Origin of the sequence: Microbacterium arborescens (genome assembly GCF_030369635.1) — a bacterium.
GTDB lineage: Bacteria > Actinomycetota > Actinomycetes > Actinomycetales > Microbacteriaceae > Microbacterium.
The window spans coordinates 2,668,258-2,684,989 of record NZ_CP128474.1; the positions used below are offsets into that span (position 1 = coordinate 2,668,258).

Sequence of the window (16,732 nt, forward strand, 5' to 3'; positions counted from 1 at the left end):
TCGGCCCGCCGCAGCCACCGGCTCACGCGCGCCGCTCGGCGTCGAGGAGGAACAGCGTTCCCGGCTCGCACCCGAGGGCCTGCTCCAGGGTGCCGGCGTCGATCAAGCCGCGCTCGTGCAGCACGGCGAGCGCGGCGTCGCGGTCGTCGACGATGGCCTGACGCTCACCCGCCGGCAGCGCCGCGATGCGGGCGCGGATGTCGCCGACGCTGAGGCCTGTCTCGGGCGCGCCCTCGCCGTCGCCATCGGGCTCGCGGACGCGGAAGCGCACCAGCATCACGAGGGCTGCCAGCCCGGCGACGCCGAGCGCGATGAGGACCGGAACCCGCCACTGCTGCCACCCCGTGTAGTCGTCGAGCTCGGCGACGCCGGGCATCGTGCCCAGCGCGAGAAGTGCCATCGCCGCCGCCACGAGGTGGATGGAGAACTCCGGCCACGAGAACCGGGCGCCCCGGAGCAGCCAGATGACCAGGAGGGTGGCCTGGCTGACCGCCGCGACGGTGAACATCGCGCCCGCGATCGGCATCGCCCGCTGGGCCTCGATGCGGTGGAAGTCGAAGCGGTCGCCCATGAGCACGGCGAGGCCCGTGATCGGTGCGAAGAACGCGCCGATCACGAGGGCCCACAGCACGACGTCGAGGATGCGATGTAACGATGACCTCTTCGCGTTCGCGTGCAGGCGTTGCGCCATCGCGGCGCCGTCGGCGCCGAAGTGCTGGAAGATCTCCGGATGCCGCTGGTAGGCGACAGCCTCGAGCTGCGCGAATCGGACGTCGGCGGCGAGCGAGTGGTCCTCCGCCCAGCCGCGTGCGGTGGTGCGGAGGAAGCTCATGAGCCACCGCCGTAGGGGGCGACGGGAGACTCGGTGGACGCGGGCGGAGGTTCGATCGGCGTTCCGTCCTCGTTCCAGTACACCGGGCTGCCGTCCTCGGGGAAATAGAACCGGGGTTGCCAATCGGGCCCCTCGAAGGCCGGCACGCGCAGGGCGAGTCCGGGGTAGGAGATGCCGGCGAAGACCATGTCATACAGCTTCGCGGCGTCACCGGGGAAGCACCCGGGTTCCGCGGTGACTCGGATCGTGCCCCGCGCAGGGCGTATGGTCACGACGCCACGACCGACGGGACCACCCGTCGCGATCACGTTGACTTCCTGGCGGTCTCCCTCGCCGTAGGTCGTGGTGGTCGCCGTCATGTCTGCGGCCTCGAAGGCAGCGGATGATGCCGCCACGATCGAGTCGACATCCGGCGCGTCCTGCTCCAGCAGTCGCGCCCACGAAAAGGCGTACCCGTCGGAGCCGCCCTCTCTCCGGCACGGGATAGGCGAGGCTCCCCACGACCCCTGATCCACCTTCCACTCACCATCGTGGATCGCCATGATCACCGAATGCATGGTCGTCGCGCACGAGAGGTATCGATCCTCGCCGTCGCGGTAGAGCGCATCTCCCGTCGGTGCTTCGGCTGCGGGACTGCATCCCGTCATGATCACTACCATTCCCGTGGCCAGCGCCATGGCAAACGTGCGTCGCGCTCGCCATGTCGCGCGGAGGCGGTATGAGCTGCTCCGCGAGTGCCCCAGCCGGCCCGCCGTCATCGCTCACCAATCGAGGAACGTCGGGAGAGCATGGCGATGCCCACGACCAGGATGACGACCGCGAGAGCCGAGATCGGGGCCGCGGCCCATTGCGCACCCCAGACCATGTCCCCCGTTCGCACGCCGTGCTCCGGCGTCATACCGGCGAACAGGACCGCAGCGATCGCGGCGGCGGTGCCAGGCCCGATAAGTCCGCGCAGACCCGGCACATCGTCGCGACGAGCGGTCGCCACCGAGACGACGGCCAAGACCACGGATGCACCGGCTAGCGCGATCAGGACTCCGGCGGGTATGACGAAGAGCGGATACGGCGCCGCGACGGCCCACTTGGCCCTTGTGGACTCGCTGACCTGCCCGCCCGAGAGGATCAGCGACCCCACGAGGAATACGATCAGCGCAGCGGGAGGAACCACGCCGACGATCGCAGAGGCACGCGTGGCGAACGCGTGCCCGCGGCTCGGCGGCGACGACGGCGGGACCACGGTGTCAGCGTATGCGGCAGATGGAGCGCGTGTCAGCGAGCGCGCACCGAGCGTGTGAGCCACGACCACAGCGGGTCGCCCGCACTCAGGCCGTTGACGATACGCAAGACGCCGCCGCTCTGCCCGATTCCACTGAGGGCGCCGCAGATGCCGACGAGCAGGGCCGGCACCGTGAAGATCGAGACGCCGGCGCCGAGGTCGCGTATGAACACTGCGACGCCACCCACAGCGACCAGCAACGCGAGCGCTACCGTGAGCAGGCGGACGAGGATGCGGGGCTCGAGGTTCACTGTTCGCGCCTGCACCCACCCGGCGGCTCGCGGCGCGCGCTGGCCGTTCACGTACGGCGCGCGCAGCCAGTACGACGCCGCCCGGGTGAGCGCGCGGCCGGTCCACCACAGGGCGACGAGCAATGTGGAACCTGCCAGCGCGATCACGACGGCGATCAGGGTCACGATCACATCGACAGCGTCTACGCGCCCGGGGGTGCTGAGTGACGCGACCATTCCCGCTGCGATGAAGCCTCCCCCGGCGGCGACGACGAAGGCGACGACGCCGAGAGCCCAGCGCGACCATCGCTCGTAGTCCGAACGCAGTACGGCGGCGGCACGATCAGCTTCGGCGGCCGTCGGGGGCGCGTACGGATCCACGGTCTCACCCGTCCCGAGGAACGGGCGGGATGCGGCCTGGATCAACGCGAACGCCATGAACAGAATGCTACGGGGTGGCTGAGACGGGGTCTGCGGGCTCGACGCCCTCGGGCAGAGCCTGCGTGGTCGTGAGCGCGAACGCGACGTGCAGCGCCAGCTCGGCCGACTGCTGCGGGTCGGAGCACAACCCCATGACGACGGCTGTGCCCGCGTCGCCGGGAAGACGGATCTCGCCGACCGCGGTGAGGTGCGGCATCCCGCCGTCCATCGACGCACCGAGGGTGATCGTGCCGACGCGACCGTCCGGGGTAGTGAAGCTCTCGCTGCGCCCGCCCTCGCCGAACCGCGCAAGCGGGAGCAGCCGGTGGAAGGCCGTCGCGGCGGCGTCGGTCGCGGCCGCCCCCGGCACCACGTTCGTGCAGAGGAAGAATGCCGCCGGGCGCTCGCCCAGCGTCAGCGAGACACCGGCGAAGGCGAAGGCGGTGTCGGCGAACAGCTCGACGCCGGCACGGAAGCCGTCGACGATCGCGTCGCGCGCGGCATCCGGGAGCCAGCCCTCGGCACTCACGAGGTACCAGTCGAGCCACTCCTGCGGCGAACGATCGCCGAACGAGCGGAACTCGATCCACCCCTGGGGCACCCGCTGCCAGACCCGCAGCGGCGCACCCTCAGCCGCGATCGGGTCGAGCGTCGCCTCCTGCTCGGCCATCAGACCTCCTCGTCGGTGCGCGGACCGTTGCCGCGCAGGGTGTTGTTGAACCGCTCGGAGAGGTTCTGCCACGGCCCGGTCAGACTGTCGACGAAGTCCGTCCCCTTGCTGTGGGCGTCCATCGCACTGTTCACGGTCCAGTAGGTGTTCGCGACCATGTTGGGCAGATTGACGTTGAGCGCCACGGCGACGCTTCCCGCCGCGGCTCCACCGCCGGCCATGGCCGGCGTCATGCCCTGGATCGACGGGATGAGCACCTGTCCGCCGGGTCCGATCAGCGCCTTTGCCGCCTGCCCGAGCGCGCCACCCGCGAGCAGTCCGAGGGCGCCGGTGGCGAACTCGGCGAACGTTCCGCGACCGGTCGCCCACTGCAGGCCGTCGATCGCGACGAGCGCGATGGACATGATGAGCGCCACCGTGCCGAGGACGGGGATGAAGAGCGAGAGGATCGCGATGATCGGCAGCGCCGCCCGGAGGATGTCCTCCAGGATCGGCACCACGTTGTCCATGAGCCAGTTGCCTGCGTCGGCGAGCCAGTCGCCGGCCGAGCCCATGAAGTTGGTGAACTTGTTGCCCGCGTAGGAGTCGAGCGTGTCGCTCGCCGACAGGAGCGCTCCCGCCGCGGCGGCCGCGTCGGCGTCGACCTCGTCCTTGAGCTGACGAGCGCGCGCTCGGATCGACTCCAGCTCGCCCTGCGCGTTCGCCAGCGCCGTCGACGCGTTCGACACGGCATCCGGGTCGGCATCCTCGGCGTCTTTGTTCGCCTGCGCTTGCGCATGCGCCGATTCCGATGAGGCGACGCTCGCGGATGCCGCTGAGGCCTCCTCCGCGAGCGCTGCGGCACGCCGCTGGTAGTTGGTGAGCTGATCGGTCCAGGTTGCGAGGGCGGTCCGCGATGTGCGCAACGCCTCGCCGGTGTCGCTGAGGTGCGGTCGGAAGTCCTCGCTGAGTGCGGCGCGGAAGGCCGTCGCCGACTTCCCGATCCAGGCGGCGTCGTCGGAGCCGTCCATCATCGAGAGCGCGTCATCGACGCCGTCGCAACTGGTGGTGAGCGCAACCACATATCCGGAGAGCGTCGCGACGTCTCCCGGGGCGGGGTCGAAGCCGAGAGCGGAGAAGTCGGTCACGACGCCGATCCTTCCTGCGGAACCATGCTGTTGCCGAGCTCGGTGTCGAGCTGCTGGAATGCCTCGAGAATGCCCTCGAGTCCCGTGCCCGCGTCTTCGGCATAGCGGGCGAGTTTGTCGATACCGCCACCCCACGAGTCGTGGAGATCCTCGAGACGCCGCCGCAGCACGTCTTGGGGCACGGCCGCGCCCGAGACGTTCGACATCGCCCGTGTCGCCCCGTCGAGAACATCTCGCATGTTCGCGTAAGCGTTGCGGCTGGCGCGCATCGCGCCGTAGTCGATCCGCACGTCGACCATGGTCACCTCCGAGAATCGAGCGGAGCCGAGGCGCCCAGGACGCCTCGGCTCCGAGAAGACGAGATCAGCTGCCGGCGAGCTGCTGGTCGAGGTCCTGGATCGCGCGCATCATGCCCAGCAGCGACTCGGACATGTCGTTGATGCCATCCACCGCGTTCTTCAGACCCGTCGTCAGCTCCGAGTAGCCCTCACCGAACTTGCCCGACGCGTGCTGCGTCTTGAAGTCGTCGCCCAGCAGCGTGTCGACCTGCGACTTCAGGGTGTCCAGCTGACCCTGAATGTCATCACGAGCCTGCGCCAGCGAGCTCGCAACCTGCTCCATCTCGCCATAAGACGCACCGAAATCAGCCATGACGGCCCTCCTGAAAGTAGATGTCCCGACCCCCCTCCGGAGCCGACACCCAAAACCTATCGGCACCGATCACATCAGGTCGATGGGGAGAACTCCCCATCTCGGAATGTGCTAGGCAATCGCTTTCCTCCGGCAGCCCGTGGCGCAGTTCCGCCCTTCATGCCGAGAGGACGCGCCGTGATACCGCGGTCTTTTCCATCCCGCCCGTCGGTGAGCTCAGGTGAGGTGGCCGACGCCCGCGAGCGCGGCCTTCGTGCGAGGCGACATGACCTCCGGCGCCATCGTCATCTCGAGCTTCTCGACATCGGACCACCCCCGCGGAATCGGACGACGCGCGAGAGGAAGACGTGCAGGGCGATGTGAGCCGCGGCCGCGGCCAGCCAGAACGATCGCGGCGGGGGCGATGTTGACGACGGCGATGATGATGAGCGGAACCCAGGCGCTCGGGAGGCTCCACCGCGGTCCAAACGTGCGTGACGCGTCAGGTTCGGACGGCTGTGCTGCGGCATGTTCCGACGGTCGATCGCGCGGATGCCGCAGCCTGTGGACAGTTCGGGTGAATGTCGGAGGTCGGCGCCATGATTAGAACGTGCATTCGAACCACGCATCCGGCAGCGGGATGGGCAGCGACGCCGACGTCGCCGCGCTCGCGGCGCTGGTCGCGGATGCCGAGGCGGCTGCGGATGTGGTGCGGGCCGGGCAGGTCCGGGAGGTGCGGGTTCTGGCGGCGGCGGGGGTGCTGGCTGAGCAGCAGTCGGCGGGCGCGTCAGAGCGGGTGAAGGCGCGGGAGATGGCACTGCGTGGGATCGCCGCCGAGCTTGCCGGGGTGTTCGTCGCGACCGACCGGACGTTGCAGCGTCGCATCGACGAAGCCCGAGACCTCGTCGACAACTACCCGTTGACGATGGCGGCATGGGAGGCCGGGCGGATCGTCCGCGGGCACGTGCGGGTCATCCAGGACGTCGGAGGCGTCATCCCGGCGGGTGACCGTGCGGAGTTCGAACGCCTCGCGATCGAGAAGTGCGAACGCGACGCCCCGAACCGGGTGCGCGACGCGCTCCAGATGGTCGCCGAACGGGTGCACCCGCGATCGTTCGCGGAACGCCACGAGGAGGTCGCGGCGGGGAGGTGCGTCTCGGTTAAGCCCGGCCCGGACGGGATGTCGGATTTGATCGCGACGCTGCCGACCGTGATCGCCGACGGAATCGTCGACCGACTTACGCGACAGGCGCGGGAGATCATCAACGCACGACCTGCGCGCGACGCCGCGGGCGTTCCTGACGAGCGAGCCGACACGCGAGCCGACGCGAATGGCGGCGCACCCGACGCCGAAACGACGCTTGATGTCGGGTCGTCGTTCATCGACGACGGCCGGAGCATCGACCAGGTTCGAGCCGACGTGTTCTCCGACCTCCTGCTGGCCGGAACACCGGCCCTCGACCCCACCGCGACCGGTGACGGCAACGGCACCCTCGGAGCGATCCGCGCGCACGTACAGGTCGCGGTGTCGGCTTTGACCCTGATGGGCAACGATGAGGAGCCGGCTGATCTCGCCGGACGCTCCCCCATCGACGCCGCCACCGCCCGCGAGCTGGCGGGCAACGCCACCTCGTGGGGCCGGCTCCTCACCCACCCCGTCACCGGAACCGTCCTGGAATGCGACGCGTACCGGCCCACCGCGGCAATGATCCGGTTGCTGCGAGCCCGGGACCGGCACTGCCGGTTCCCCGGATGCCGACAACCCGCCATCCGATGCGAACTCGACCACACCATCGCCGCATCCGACGGCGGCAAGACACACGTGTGCAACCTCGCCGACCTCTGCAAACGCCACCACGACGTCAAACACCACACCAGATGGCACGTGGCACAACTCGCGGGTGGAACCCTCGTCTGGACCTCACCGACCGGGCGGGTCTATCGCGAAGACGCACCACCACCACTGGTCACCTTCACGATCCCAGAACCACCCGGCACGGCTGGGCCACCACCCGACGTACCACCACCGTTCTGACGCGCATCTCCGCCGTCCCGACGCGCAGCGCCAGGGTATGAAAGATCTCGGAATGCCGCTGGAAAGCGACCGTTTCGAGGCGACTGAACCGCGTCTCCGCGCTCAGGATCGCGCGAGAACCCCGGAGAGCCGCAGCGAGGCCGACCAGGATCGCCGTCGGCACGAGGAAGAGCGGTGAGGGGATGACGGCGTCCCGCTTCGTGTCCATCGGTGCGCTCACTTGGCCACCCGACAGCACGAGCGACCCGATGAGGTATGCAACGAGTGCGTGAGACGACGGTGATCACCACATAGAGCGTTCGGCTCGCGGAGTGCGCTCGGCGTGGTGAGGCGGTCGGCTGCGGCACGGCGCCAGCCCAGGCGGACAACGACGACACCGTCGGACGAGGTCCCGGCGCGGCAACCGCACCGTGCAGTCCCGTACGCCAGGCGGCCGGCAGCACTGCCGGCCGACAGCACGTACGCGGGAGAGCGCGCGGCCCCCACGAAGACGGCCATGGCGACGACCGGACCCCGGTTGCGCTCGTGGCGGGGTGGCACGAGCACCGCGGTGCCGGAGAACGACGCCGCCACTCCCAGGGGTGAGTGTGATCCACAACCCCGGTCAACTCTCCGCGGCCCGCTCAGTCTGCGGGCGGCGGGGAAGAGGGCAGCCGCGGCTCACCATCGGCGATGCCGAAGAAGATCGGGTCGGAGGGCGCCTCCTGCTCTGGGACCGGCCAATCCGGAATCGGATCGTCACCATAGATCATCCGGTCCAATTCCTCGATGTCGCCGGGCTGGCAGGGCGAGGTCGCGGTCAGCACCACGTTGCCGTTGTCGATCAACGTCACCGTCAACAGCGAGTACACCCCCTGCTTGCGCACGATCACATCACCCGACGACACCGTCCCGGACGCGAGATCCATACCCTCGACCTCGAAACCCGCCTCGACCAGATGCTGAGACACCGCCTCCCGTTTGTCCGGGATCTCCGCCGGATCGATGCTCACCGTCCGGGTCAGATCGAACTTCCACCCGTCGCCGCACCCGACTCCCGACGGCAGCATCCCGTACGCCCCACCTCCCAGGGCCCGTCGTGGACCGCCGCAAGCACTCCGTTCGTCGTCTCCCGGAAATCCAGATACAGGCTCTCCGCCCGCTCGAACAGTTCCTCACCTGTCGGTTCTGCCACCGTCGCCCCACATCCCGTCAGAACGGTGACCGCGAACGCGGCCGCCGTCGCACCGAACAGACTTCTCCGCATGCTCACCGCCGCACCTCATCGGCGCGCCGGGGGCGGGGCGATCGCACCGCGATGATGACGAGGAGCACGACCTGCGCCACGGCGAGTGCGAACCACAGCCGCAGTTGCGCTTCCGAGAACGACGTGCCCGCAGACGTTCCCACCACAGCGCGGTATCCGATCGCCGCGACCATTGCCACCGCGACGATCGTGGCGATGATCGCGGCATCCGTTCGCCTTGCCGCAGGCCGGACGACGGCCGCCGCGCCGAGAGCGAGAACCGCGACGACGGATGCCGTCACCATGATCGGAAGGGCGAGGCCGGGGTCGAGCCGGATACGCCGGAGCGGTGGATACATCACGGCAGCCGAGACGACCGCGGACGTCATCCCGGCGCCCGCGATCCACGCCCACCACCGCCCGCCCGCAGTGGCTGGCGACGCGCGGACCCGCCCCGACGACATCCGACTCAGCGAATGGTCTCGGTGACGGTGTCCGTCGACACGACCTCCGCGGCGCTGGCCGCCACAGGACCGGGCGCCGCGACGGTCTCGGACTCGACGAGCGGCATCTGCACCGTGACGGCGCGACCGGCCTGCACGAAGATTCCGCGGCCTTCAGGGAAGTCGCTGCGCTTGACCTTCGGGAACGGCACCTTGAACACGGCGTCGCCGTCGAAGGCATCCGGTTTGAGGATGATGCCCTTGCGGCCGCCCTTGAAGTCGCCGACGAGGCCGAACCCGCTGGTCACCTGCGTGACGTCGGCATCGCCGATGAGCAGGTGATCGCTGCGGTTCACCGCCTGGAACAGCGCCTTCAGGGGGCGCTCCGCGGGCGAGTCGGCGAACTGCGGCACGTCCTCGACGACGATGAGGATGCGGCGCCCCAGCGTCTCATCCGCGACGAGCTCCGCGAGCTCGGTGGCGAGCTCCTTCGCGTCGTCGGGCGTCGTGGCGCTGCGCACCCACGGCGCGAAATCGCGCAGCTGCGACCGGCGCCCGCCGAAGTGGAACAGCGTCACCTCGGGGTCGAGGCGCGTCATTGAGGTGATGAGCGCCTTCATCGCCGTGGTCTTGCCCGCCATCGGCGGGCCGGCGACGACGAAGGTGCCGACGGGGTCGAAGTCGCGCGCCGCCAGCGTGTCTTCGGCGACACCGAGTACGGGGAACTCCCCGATGCGGTCGGGCAGGTCGGCGAGTGCCAGACGCGTCGGCAGCGAGCCGATCTCGGCGACCTCGCGCACGCCGCGCGAACGCAGCTCGTCGGCGAGCTGACCGAGCAGCTTCGTCTGCTCAGCGACGTTCGGCGTGCCGCCGAGCACCGCGATCTGGGTCTCGAACCCGTCGACGATCGCCCGACCCGGCGCAGATCGCTCGTCGAGGACATCCTTCGGCGCGTTCAGTAGCGCGTAGGCATTCTCGTCGGAGAGGCGCAGGACGACGCGACGCGAGATGTTCGAGCTGACGGCCGTCGGCACCGACCCGGAGCGGTCGGCGGTCGCCACGACGTGGACGCCGAGCGGGCGGCCCTCGCCGAGGATCCGCATGAACGCCTGGTAGAACGGCATCCGCGCCGTCGTCGACTCCCACTCGGCCCGGAACTGCGGCAGCCCGTCGAGCAGCAGCACGATGCGCGCCTCGTCACGGCCGGTGAGCTCGCGGTACTCGGCGATCGTCGACGCGTTGGCGGCGCTGAAGCGCTTGCCGCGATCGTCGAGGACCTTGCCGAGCGAACGCATGATGCGCTGCACACGCTCGGCGTCGTCACCGGGGATCACCGATCCGACGTGTGGCAGGATCTCGAGGCTCTTGAGCGATCCCGATCCGAAGTCGAGGCCGTAGACCTCGATGTTCTCGGCGCGGCGGCCCGTGGTCGCGGCGGCGATGGCGATCGTGCGGAGGACCGTCGACTTGCCCGAGCCGCTCGTGCCGTACACGAGCATCGAGCCGTCGCGGTCGGGATCGAAGTAGACCGCTTCCTGCAGCTGGCGTTCGGGGATGTCGCTCTTGCCGATGAGGATCGACCCGGCTCTGCCCGCGGGCAACGAGCGGATGTCGACGGTCGTCTCCAGATCGTCGAGCCACGGCCGCCGCGGGGCAGGGATGGCCGCCCGGTTGGCCGCAGCGACGAGGGTCGCGACGATGCGCTTCTGGTCGTTGGGCCCGGGGTCGACCTCGGCAGCGGGGTCTTCGGGCTTCTCGTCGACCTCCCAGCGCTGCACCGAGCCGAAGCGGAGCTCGGCGACGCTCACATCGGCGGCGACGACCTCATCGGTGCTCCAGCCGCCGGCATAGGCGGACTGGAAGGGCACGAGCCGGCCCGGGCCGGTCTTCGCGATACCGCGGCCGGGGATGCTGGGGTCGAAGCGTGCCGCCACGGGATCGTCGACGACGTCCTTCGAGTCGGACTCGTCGGCCATGCGCAGCGCGACGCGCAGGTTCGTGTTGGCGCGGAGGTTGTCCTTGATGACGCCGGCGGGACGCTGCGTCGCCATGATGAGGTGGATACCGAGCGAACGGCCGCGCTGAGCGATGTCGACGACTCCGTCGACGAACTCGGGCACCTCGCCGGCGAGAGCGGCGAATTCGTCGATCACCAGCACGAGAGCGGGTGGGGTCTCGGGGTCACGACGCTTCTCGAGCTCGAGGAGGTCCTTCGCCTTCTTGCGGTTGAACAGGTGTTCGCGGTGATGCAGCTCGGCCCGGAGGCTCGTCAGGGCGCGGCGGACGAGGTGCGGGCTCAGGTCGGTCACCAGGCCGACGGTGTGCGGCAGCTCGACGCAGTCGGCGAAGGCCGACCCGCCCTTGTAGTCGACGAAGAGGAAGGTGACGCGGTCGGGGCTGTGGGCGGCCGCCATGCCGAGCACCCAGGCCTGCAGGAACTCCGACTTGCCGGCACCCGTGGTACCGCCGACGAGGGCGTGGGGGCCCTGTGTGCGCAGGTCGAGCGTCATGGCGTCGGTGGCGCCCTGGCCCACGATCGCGCGGAGGTTGCCCGCCTTCTTGAGGCGGGGCAGCGCAGCGCCCGAGCGATCGAGGATCGTGTTGTTCTCACGCCAGCGCTCGACCGCGAAGGTGGGGTCGGACGCGAGCTCCGACCCGACGAGCGAGAGGAACATCACCGAGTTCGGGATGTCGGAGGAGTCCTCGATGATCGTGCTCGCGTCGGTGACGGGCGCGAGGCGCTTCGCGAGCACGGTCATGAGCTCGTTCGAGACACCCTCGACCTCGGTGACGGGGTACTCGACGCCGCTGCGGACCGTTCCGACACGCGCCGCACCGAGGCCCGCCGACACGTCGACGAACGAGCGGCACACGGCGGGCAGCGCATCGACGACGGGGGCGACGAAGATGCCGTAGACCCCGACGTCGGCGCCGCGCTCGAGCACTTGGATCAGACGGGCGCGGTCGACAGGCGCGTCGGCGGTCACGATGACGAGCACCGCGGTCTGCCCCGGGAACGTCGCCTCTTCAGCGGCGCGCCGGACGTCGGTGCCGTAGCGCATCGGGTCCCAGTCGTCGTCGAACGGCAGACGCGGCGCGGCCGCCGCCTTCGACCGACGCATCACGAGCTCTTCGAGACCCGACAGCAGCGCGGCCCCCGTGGAGGCGGAATCCGACAGCGGCATGTCACGGAACGGGCTGCGCTCACTCGAGGTGTGCGGCAGCCACTTGAGCCACTCGAGCTCCTTCGCCCACTCGGGCTCGGTCAGCGCGACGGCGGCGAGATCGTTCGGGGAATGCAGGCCGAATAGTTGCACGGCCAGACCGCGAAGAGCGTCGGCGGCCTCGCGGGCACCGCCGGCGACGCCGATGACGCCGACGCTCTGAAGCGATTCGAGAACCGGGACGCCGTCGATCAGACGGTAGCGCTCGCGCAAGCGGTCGACGCGTTCGACGTACTCCTGCAGCGCGTCGGGGTTCTCCGCGCGCTTGACGCTCGTGCGCGAGGGAGCCTCCGAGGTGCCCATGCGCACCGAGAGGAAGTTCCAATGCTCGGGCCGGCGGGTCCAGAGCATGGGGCCGAGCTGCATCGACTGTTCGAAGACGACTGCCACCGGCGGGACTTCGGCGTTGCGCACCTCGCGCTCACGCGGACGCAGCCGGTACAGCTTCTCTTCGAGCTCCTCGAAGGTGCGCTCGAAGATCTCGACCTCTTTGCGCTGGCGCTGGCCGAGCTGCGTGCGCTGCGAGACGAAGTTGCCGAGCAGCATCATCGGGGTCATGAAGACGATCAGCAGCGTGCGCGGCTGATTGGTGATGGAGAACATCGCGATGCCGAGGATGAGCGGAGCGATGAGCATCGGCCAGGGAAAGAGGCGCGAGACCGGGTCCTTGGGCAGCCGCGGCTCTTCGAGCTCCTCCCCGACGTAGCGCGCCTCGACCCGGGGGCTGCGGTTGAACAGCAGGCTGCCGCCGCGTTCGAGGACCGGATCCTGCTCGACCGGAGCGAACGTCTCGGCCATCGAGACCACGAGCTCGGTGTCGCCGAGCTGGAAGCGCTGACCGGGGATGACGCGGAGACGCTGAACGAGACCGCCGTCGATCACGATGCCGTTGGCCGAGTTCAGGTCGACCAGCTCGACGGATGCCCCGATCTCGATGCGAGCGTGGCGCTTGGAGACGAGCCGGTCGTCGAGGACGATGTCGTTGCCTTGCGCCCGGCCGATCGTGAAATGACCCTGCGGCAGCGAGAACTCGCGTCCCGCGAGGGGGCCGCCGACGACGTGGAGAATGGCGGCGACGGGGCCGCCCGCTCCGCGCGTGGCGACGTAATCCGCGCCCAGGTTGGTCACCGACGCGACGAACCCCGACCCGATGGGCGCGTCGCTGACGAGCATGTGCGGGTCGAGCATGACGAAGTCGGGTGAGGTCGGCGGCGCGACCGTGAGTGTCAGGACATCCGCCTCGCCTGCCGCGACCTCCCGTCGCGGATCGCTGTCGACGATCCGGCGGGCGACGTCGTGCACGGTGGCCGTCGAGTCCGACGTGACGACGATGTCGGTGCCGGTGTGATCACGGCGCTGGAGAGTCAGCTTGAGTCTCATCGAGGTTTCCTGTCAGCCGTGCGACGTCGGTCGGCGGGGAGGTCAGCGGATGGCGACGACCGCGGAGCGGTCGCCGAAGCGGATGGTGTCGCCGTCGCGCAGGTCGACGGGGTGCCCGGGCACGAGAGCCTGCTCGCGAGCCCCTCGCACCAGCACACTGCCGTTGGTCGAGCCGCGTTCGACCGCCACGACCCGGCCGTCGAGGCGCAGCAGTGCCCAGTGCGTCTTCGAGATCGACCGGGTGTGGTCGATCACCGGCACGGGCAGCACGTCCACGTCGTCGGGGCCGGTCGCGGGCGCACGCCCGAGGACGACGCCTCCGCCCGGCACGGCGATGGTGTCACCCGAGTCGAGGGTCAGCTCGACGACCGCGGACGACGCGGATGCCGGCGCGGGCACCTGCTCGGAAGCGGCGGGAGCAGGAGGAGCAACCGCGGGTGTCGCGTGAGCAGCCGGCGGCGCCGTCGGAGCCGGCGCGGGTGCCGGGTCCTCGAGAAGGGAGGGCGGTGTCCAGGATGCCGAACCCGCGGCCGGAGCGACGATCGCGCCGGGCGCGACAGCAGCGGGCCTCGGCGCGGCGGCCGGAATCGGCGCGGAGGCGGGTGCTTCCGGCGCACCGGGCGACGGTGACGCAGCGGGCATTCCCGGAGCGGGCGCGACGAACGGTGCCGGCGCGACGGTCGTGGGGATGCCGGGGCGGACCTCGTCATCGGCGGCATCCGTCTCGCCGATGATCCCGCTGCCGGGAGCGGAGCGCACCGCACCGAGCACGCCCCCCTTGTTACGCGCGAGCGGGACATAGGCACCGGCCGAGCCGGTGGCCACCGGCGTCGCGAGCGAGGGGAGCTCGGCCTTCACATCGAGCAGATCGGTCGCGACGGTCTTACGCGCGATGCGCATCCGCTTGTCGTCGTAGGGGTTGAGCCCGTGCTTGACGTCGACGAGCCAGACGGCGGCGGCCATGTCCGGCCAGCCGCGGCCCCGCCGGGCGGGATCGAACAGGGGCGAGAGCGCGATGACGAGCAATGGACCGAGCAGCGGAACGATCATGCTCGCGCAGAGCACGAGATAGCGCACGACGGCCCCGCGCCAGAACCCCGGCCGCTCGAGGGTGCGCACGTTCACGGCCCGCAGGCCGGTGAGCGCCTTGCCGAGGGTGACACCGCGGCGACCGAGCAGGATGAGCTGGACCAGGAGGAAAGCGGTCGACAGCCCCGAGCTGACGGCGGCGAGGATGATCAGCAGCACCAGATCGTCACGAGCGGTCAGCGCCTCGACGGGATCGGCCGCGAGGATGGCCGTGCTCAGCGCCGGGACGACGACGATGAGCATCGGCGACTGGATCAGCAGCAGGACGATGGCCTCGAGCACCGTCGCCAGCACGCGCCGGCCGAACGGTGCTGGACGCAGCCCGAGCGACGCGGCGTACTCCGGTCTCGGCCGACCGTCGGCATCGAGCCCCTCGATCGTCCGAGCGCGCTCATCGATCTCCCAGATCACTCGTTCCTCCCCGAAACGGTTCACACCCGAAGCGACCCTATCGTCCGTCGCGGGCCCGGCGATCGACTATTGACTCGACGGGCCCGCACGACGCCGGCGGAGAGGCCGGAACGTCAGTGGAAGAAGTGGCGCTCACCCGTGAAGAACATCGTCACGCCGGCAGCCTGGGCCGCGTCGACGACCTCCTGGTCGCGCACCGACCCGCCGGGCTGGATGATCGTCTTGATCCCGGCGTCGATGAGAACCTGCGGACCGTCGGCGAAGGGGAAGAAGGCATCGGATGCCGCAACCGAGCCGGCCGCGCGCTCGCCCGCGCGCTCGACGGCGAGTCGGCACGAGTCCACGCGGTTGACCTGGCCCATGCCGATCCCGACCGTCGCGGAGCCCTGTGCGAGCACGATCGCGTTCGACTTGACGGCGCGGCACGCCTTCCACGCGAAGATCATGCCCTCGAGCTCGGAGGGGTCGGGGCGCTCGCCGGAGACCAGCTGCCAGTCCTTCGCGACCGACTCGATGTCGTCGGGGAAGCGGTCGGCGTCCTGCAACAGCAGTCCGCCGGAGACGAGGCGGACGTCCATGCGCTCCTGGCGCCAGTCGGCCGGAAGACGGAGCACCCGCAGGTTCTTCTTCAGCTTGAACACCTCGAGTGCCTCGGGCTCGAAGTCGGGGGCGACGATCACCTCGGTGAAGATGTCGCGCAGGTTCTCGGCCATCTTCAGCGTGACCGTGCGGTTGGCGGCGATCACGCCGCCGAAGGCCGAGACGGGGTCGCACTCGTGGGCCCGCAGGTGTGCGGAGGCGATGGGATCCAGCGCCTGCGGCGCGGTGACGGCGATGCCGCACGGGTTCGCGTGCTTGATGATCGCGACGGCGGGCTTGACCATGTCGAACGCGGCGCGGAGGGCCGCATCGGCGTCGACGTAGTTGTTGTACGACATCTCCTTGCCCTGCAGCTGCTCGGCCTGGGCGATGCCGTGGCCGCCCGCGCGGGTGTAGATGGCGGCGCGCTGGTGGGAGTTCTCGCCGTAGCGGAGCGTGGCCAGCCGCTCGGCGCGGATCGTCAGGTGCTGCGGCAGCTCGTCGCCCTCGAGCGTCGACTCGGCGAACCACGTCGCCACGGCACGGTCGTACTCGGCCGTGTGTGCGAACGCACGGGCGGCGAGGTCGCGGCGCTGCGCGAGGCTCGTGCCGCCGGCGGAGACGGACTCGATGATGGCCGGGTACGACGAGGGCGAGACGACGATCGCGACGTTGGCGAAGTTCTTCGCCGACGCGCGCACCATCGCCGGGCCGCCGATGTCGATCTGCTCCACGACGTCGTCGGGCGCGGCGCCCGACGCGACGGTCTCGACGAAGGGGTACAGGTTCACGACCACCAGGTCGAACGCCGAGATGCCGAGCTCCCCGAGCTGGGCTTCGTGGCTCTCGAGCCGCAGATCGGCGAGGAGTCCCGCGTGGACGCTCGGGTGCAGGGTCTTCACACGACCGTCGAGCGACTCCGGGAATCCGGTGACCTCGGCGACATCCGTCACCGTCAGGCCCGCGTCGCGCAGGAGCGCGGCCGACCCTCCGGTCGAGACGATCTCGACGCCGGCGTCGGCGAGCGCCTGCGCGAGGGGCAGGAGATCGGTCTTGTCGCTCACCGAGATGAGCGCGCGGCGGACGGCGACGAGGTCGCGTGCGCGGTAGAGGGCGGGGTCGTGGCTCGGTCCGGCCATGGCGGTTCTCCTCGGGTGC

At 70.0% G+C, this 16,732-nt stretch carries 14 protein-coding genes; 1 reads left to right on the plus strand and 13 read right to left on the minus strand.

Translation table 11 applies throughout. The features are described from left to right. Window positions 1–22: 22 nt before the first annotated feature. The 8 genes from QUC20_RS12655 to QUC20_RS12690 all read right to left on the minus strand — a co-directional run bounded on the left by QUC20_RS12655 (window position 23) and on the right by QUC20_RS12690 (window position 5,209). Window positions 23–832: a hypothetical protein gene (locus QUC20_RS12655; protein WP_289330105.1), complete on the minus strand. Its 810-nt coding sequence runs from the start codon at window positions 830–832 to the stop codon at window positions 23–25. Beyond that, the gene (locus QUC20_RS12660; RefSeq protein ID WP_289330106.1) at window positions 829–1,479 is read right to left on the minus strand and encodes a hypothetical protein; all 651 of its coding nucleotides are present in this window, start codon (window positions 1,477–1,479) and stop codon (window positions 829–831) included. Before QUC20_RS12660 ends, QUC20_RS12655 begins: the two co-directional genes overlap by 4 nt. 107 nt (window positions 1,480–1,586) lie before the next feature. Next, window positions 1,587–2,072 carry a hypothetical protein gene (locus QUC20_RS12665; protein ID WP_289330107.1) on the minus strand — a complete coding sequence of 162 codons (486 nt, stop codon included), beginning with the start codon at window positions 2,070–2,072 and terminating at the stop codon, window positions 1,587–1,589. Between the two features lie 32 nt (window positions 2,073–2,104). After that, window positions 2,105–2,779 (minus strand): hypothetical protein, encoded by a 675-nt coding sequence (locus QUC20_RS12670; RefSeq protein ID WP_289330108.1) that lies wholly within the window; start codon window positions 2,777–2,779, stop codon window positions 2,105–2,107. Between the two features lie 10 nt (window positions 2,780–2,789). Next, window positions 2,790–3,431: a hypothetical protein gene (locus tag QUC20_RS12675; RefSeq protein WP_120264598.1), complete on the minus strand. Its 642-nt coding sequence runs from the start codon at window positions 3,429–3,431 to the stop codon at window positions 2,790–2,792. Then, window positions 3,431–4,558 (minus strand): hypothetical protein, encoded by a 1,128-nt coding sequence (locus QUC20_RS12680; protein WP_289330109.1) that lies wholly within the window; start codon window positions 4,556–4,558, stop codon window positions 3,431–3,433. The genes QUC20_RS12675 and QUC20_RS12680 overlap by 1 nt, the downstream gene beginning before the upstream one ends. Then, complete coding sequence (locus tag QUC20_RS12685) at window positions 4,555–4,863, minus strand: P-loop NTPase family protein (protein WP_137750659.1); 309 nt, start codon at window positions 4,861–4,863, stop codon at window positions 4,555–4,557. Before QUC20_RS12685 ends, QUC20_RS12680 begins: the two co-directional genes overlap by 4 nt. Before the next feature lie 58 nt (window positions 4,864–4,921). Then, the gene (locus tag QUC20_RS12690; RefSeq protein WP_112617469.1) at window positions 4,922–5,209 is read right to left on the minus strand and encodes a WXG100 family type VII secretion target; all 288 of its coding nucleotides are present in this window, start codon (window positions 5,207–5,209) and stop codon (window positions 4,922–4,924) included. A gap of 619 nt (window positions 5,210–5,828) precedes the next feature. Here QUC20_RS12690 and QUC20_RS12695 point away from each other — a divergent pair. After that, entirely contained in the window at window positions 5,829–7,223 is a 1,395-nt protein-coding gene (locus QUC20_RS12695) for an HNH endonuclease signature motif containing protein (RefSeq protein WP_289331522.1), read from the plus strand. 623 nt (window positions 7,224–7,846) lie between these two features. Here the strand turns inward: QUC20_RS12695 and QUC20_RS12700 are convergent. The 5 genes from QUC20_RS12700 to purH form a co-directional block, all read right to left on the minus strand. Beyond that, window positions 7,847–8,272, minus strand: coding sequence for a hypothetical protein (locus QUC20_RS12700; RefSeq protein WP_289330110.1), 426 nt, complete (start codon window positions 8,270–8,272; stop codon window positions 7,847–7,849). Between the two features lie 199 nt (window positions 8,273–8,471). Next, entirely contained in the window at window positions 8,472–8,837 is a 366-nt protein-coding gene (locus tag QUC20_RS12705) for a hypothetical protein (protein ID WP_289330111.1), read from the minus strand. Between the two features lie 80 nt (window positions 8,838–8,917). Then, window positions 8,918–13,495 (minus strand): type VII secretion EssC family protein, encoded by a 4,578-nt coding sequence (locus QUC20_RS12710; RefSeq protein ID WP_120264591.1) that lies wholly within the window; start codon window positions 13,493–13,495, stop codon window positions 8,918–8,920. A 42-nt stretch (window positions 13,496–13,537) separates the two neighbouring features. Next, window positions 13,538–14,995 carry an RDD family protein gene (locus QUC20_RS12715; protein ID WP_289330112.1) on the minus strand — a complete coding sequence of 486 codons (1,458 nt, stop codon included), beginning with the start codon at window positions 14,993–14,995 and terminating at the stop codon, window positions 13,538–13,540. 113 nt (window positions 14,996–15,108) lie between these two features. Next, window positions 15,109–16,713 (minus strand): bifunctional phosphoribosylaminoimidazolecarboxamide formyltransferase/IMP cyclohydrolase, encoded by a 1,605-nt coding sequence (purH, locus tag QUC20_RS12720; protein ID WP_120264589.1) that lies wholly within the window; start codon window positions 16,711–16,713, stop codon window positions 15,109–15,111. Window positions 16,714–16,732 lie beyond the last annotated feature (19 nt).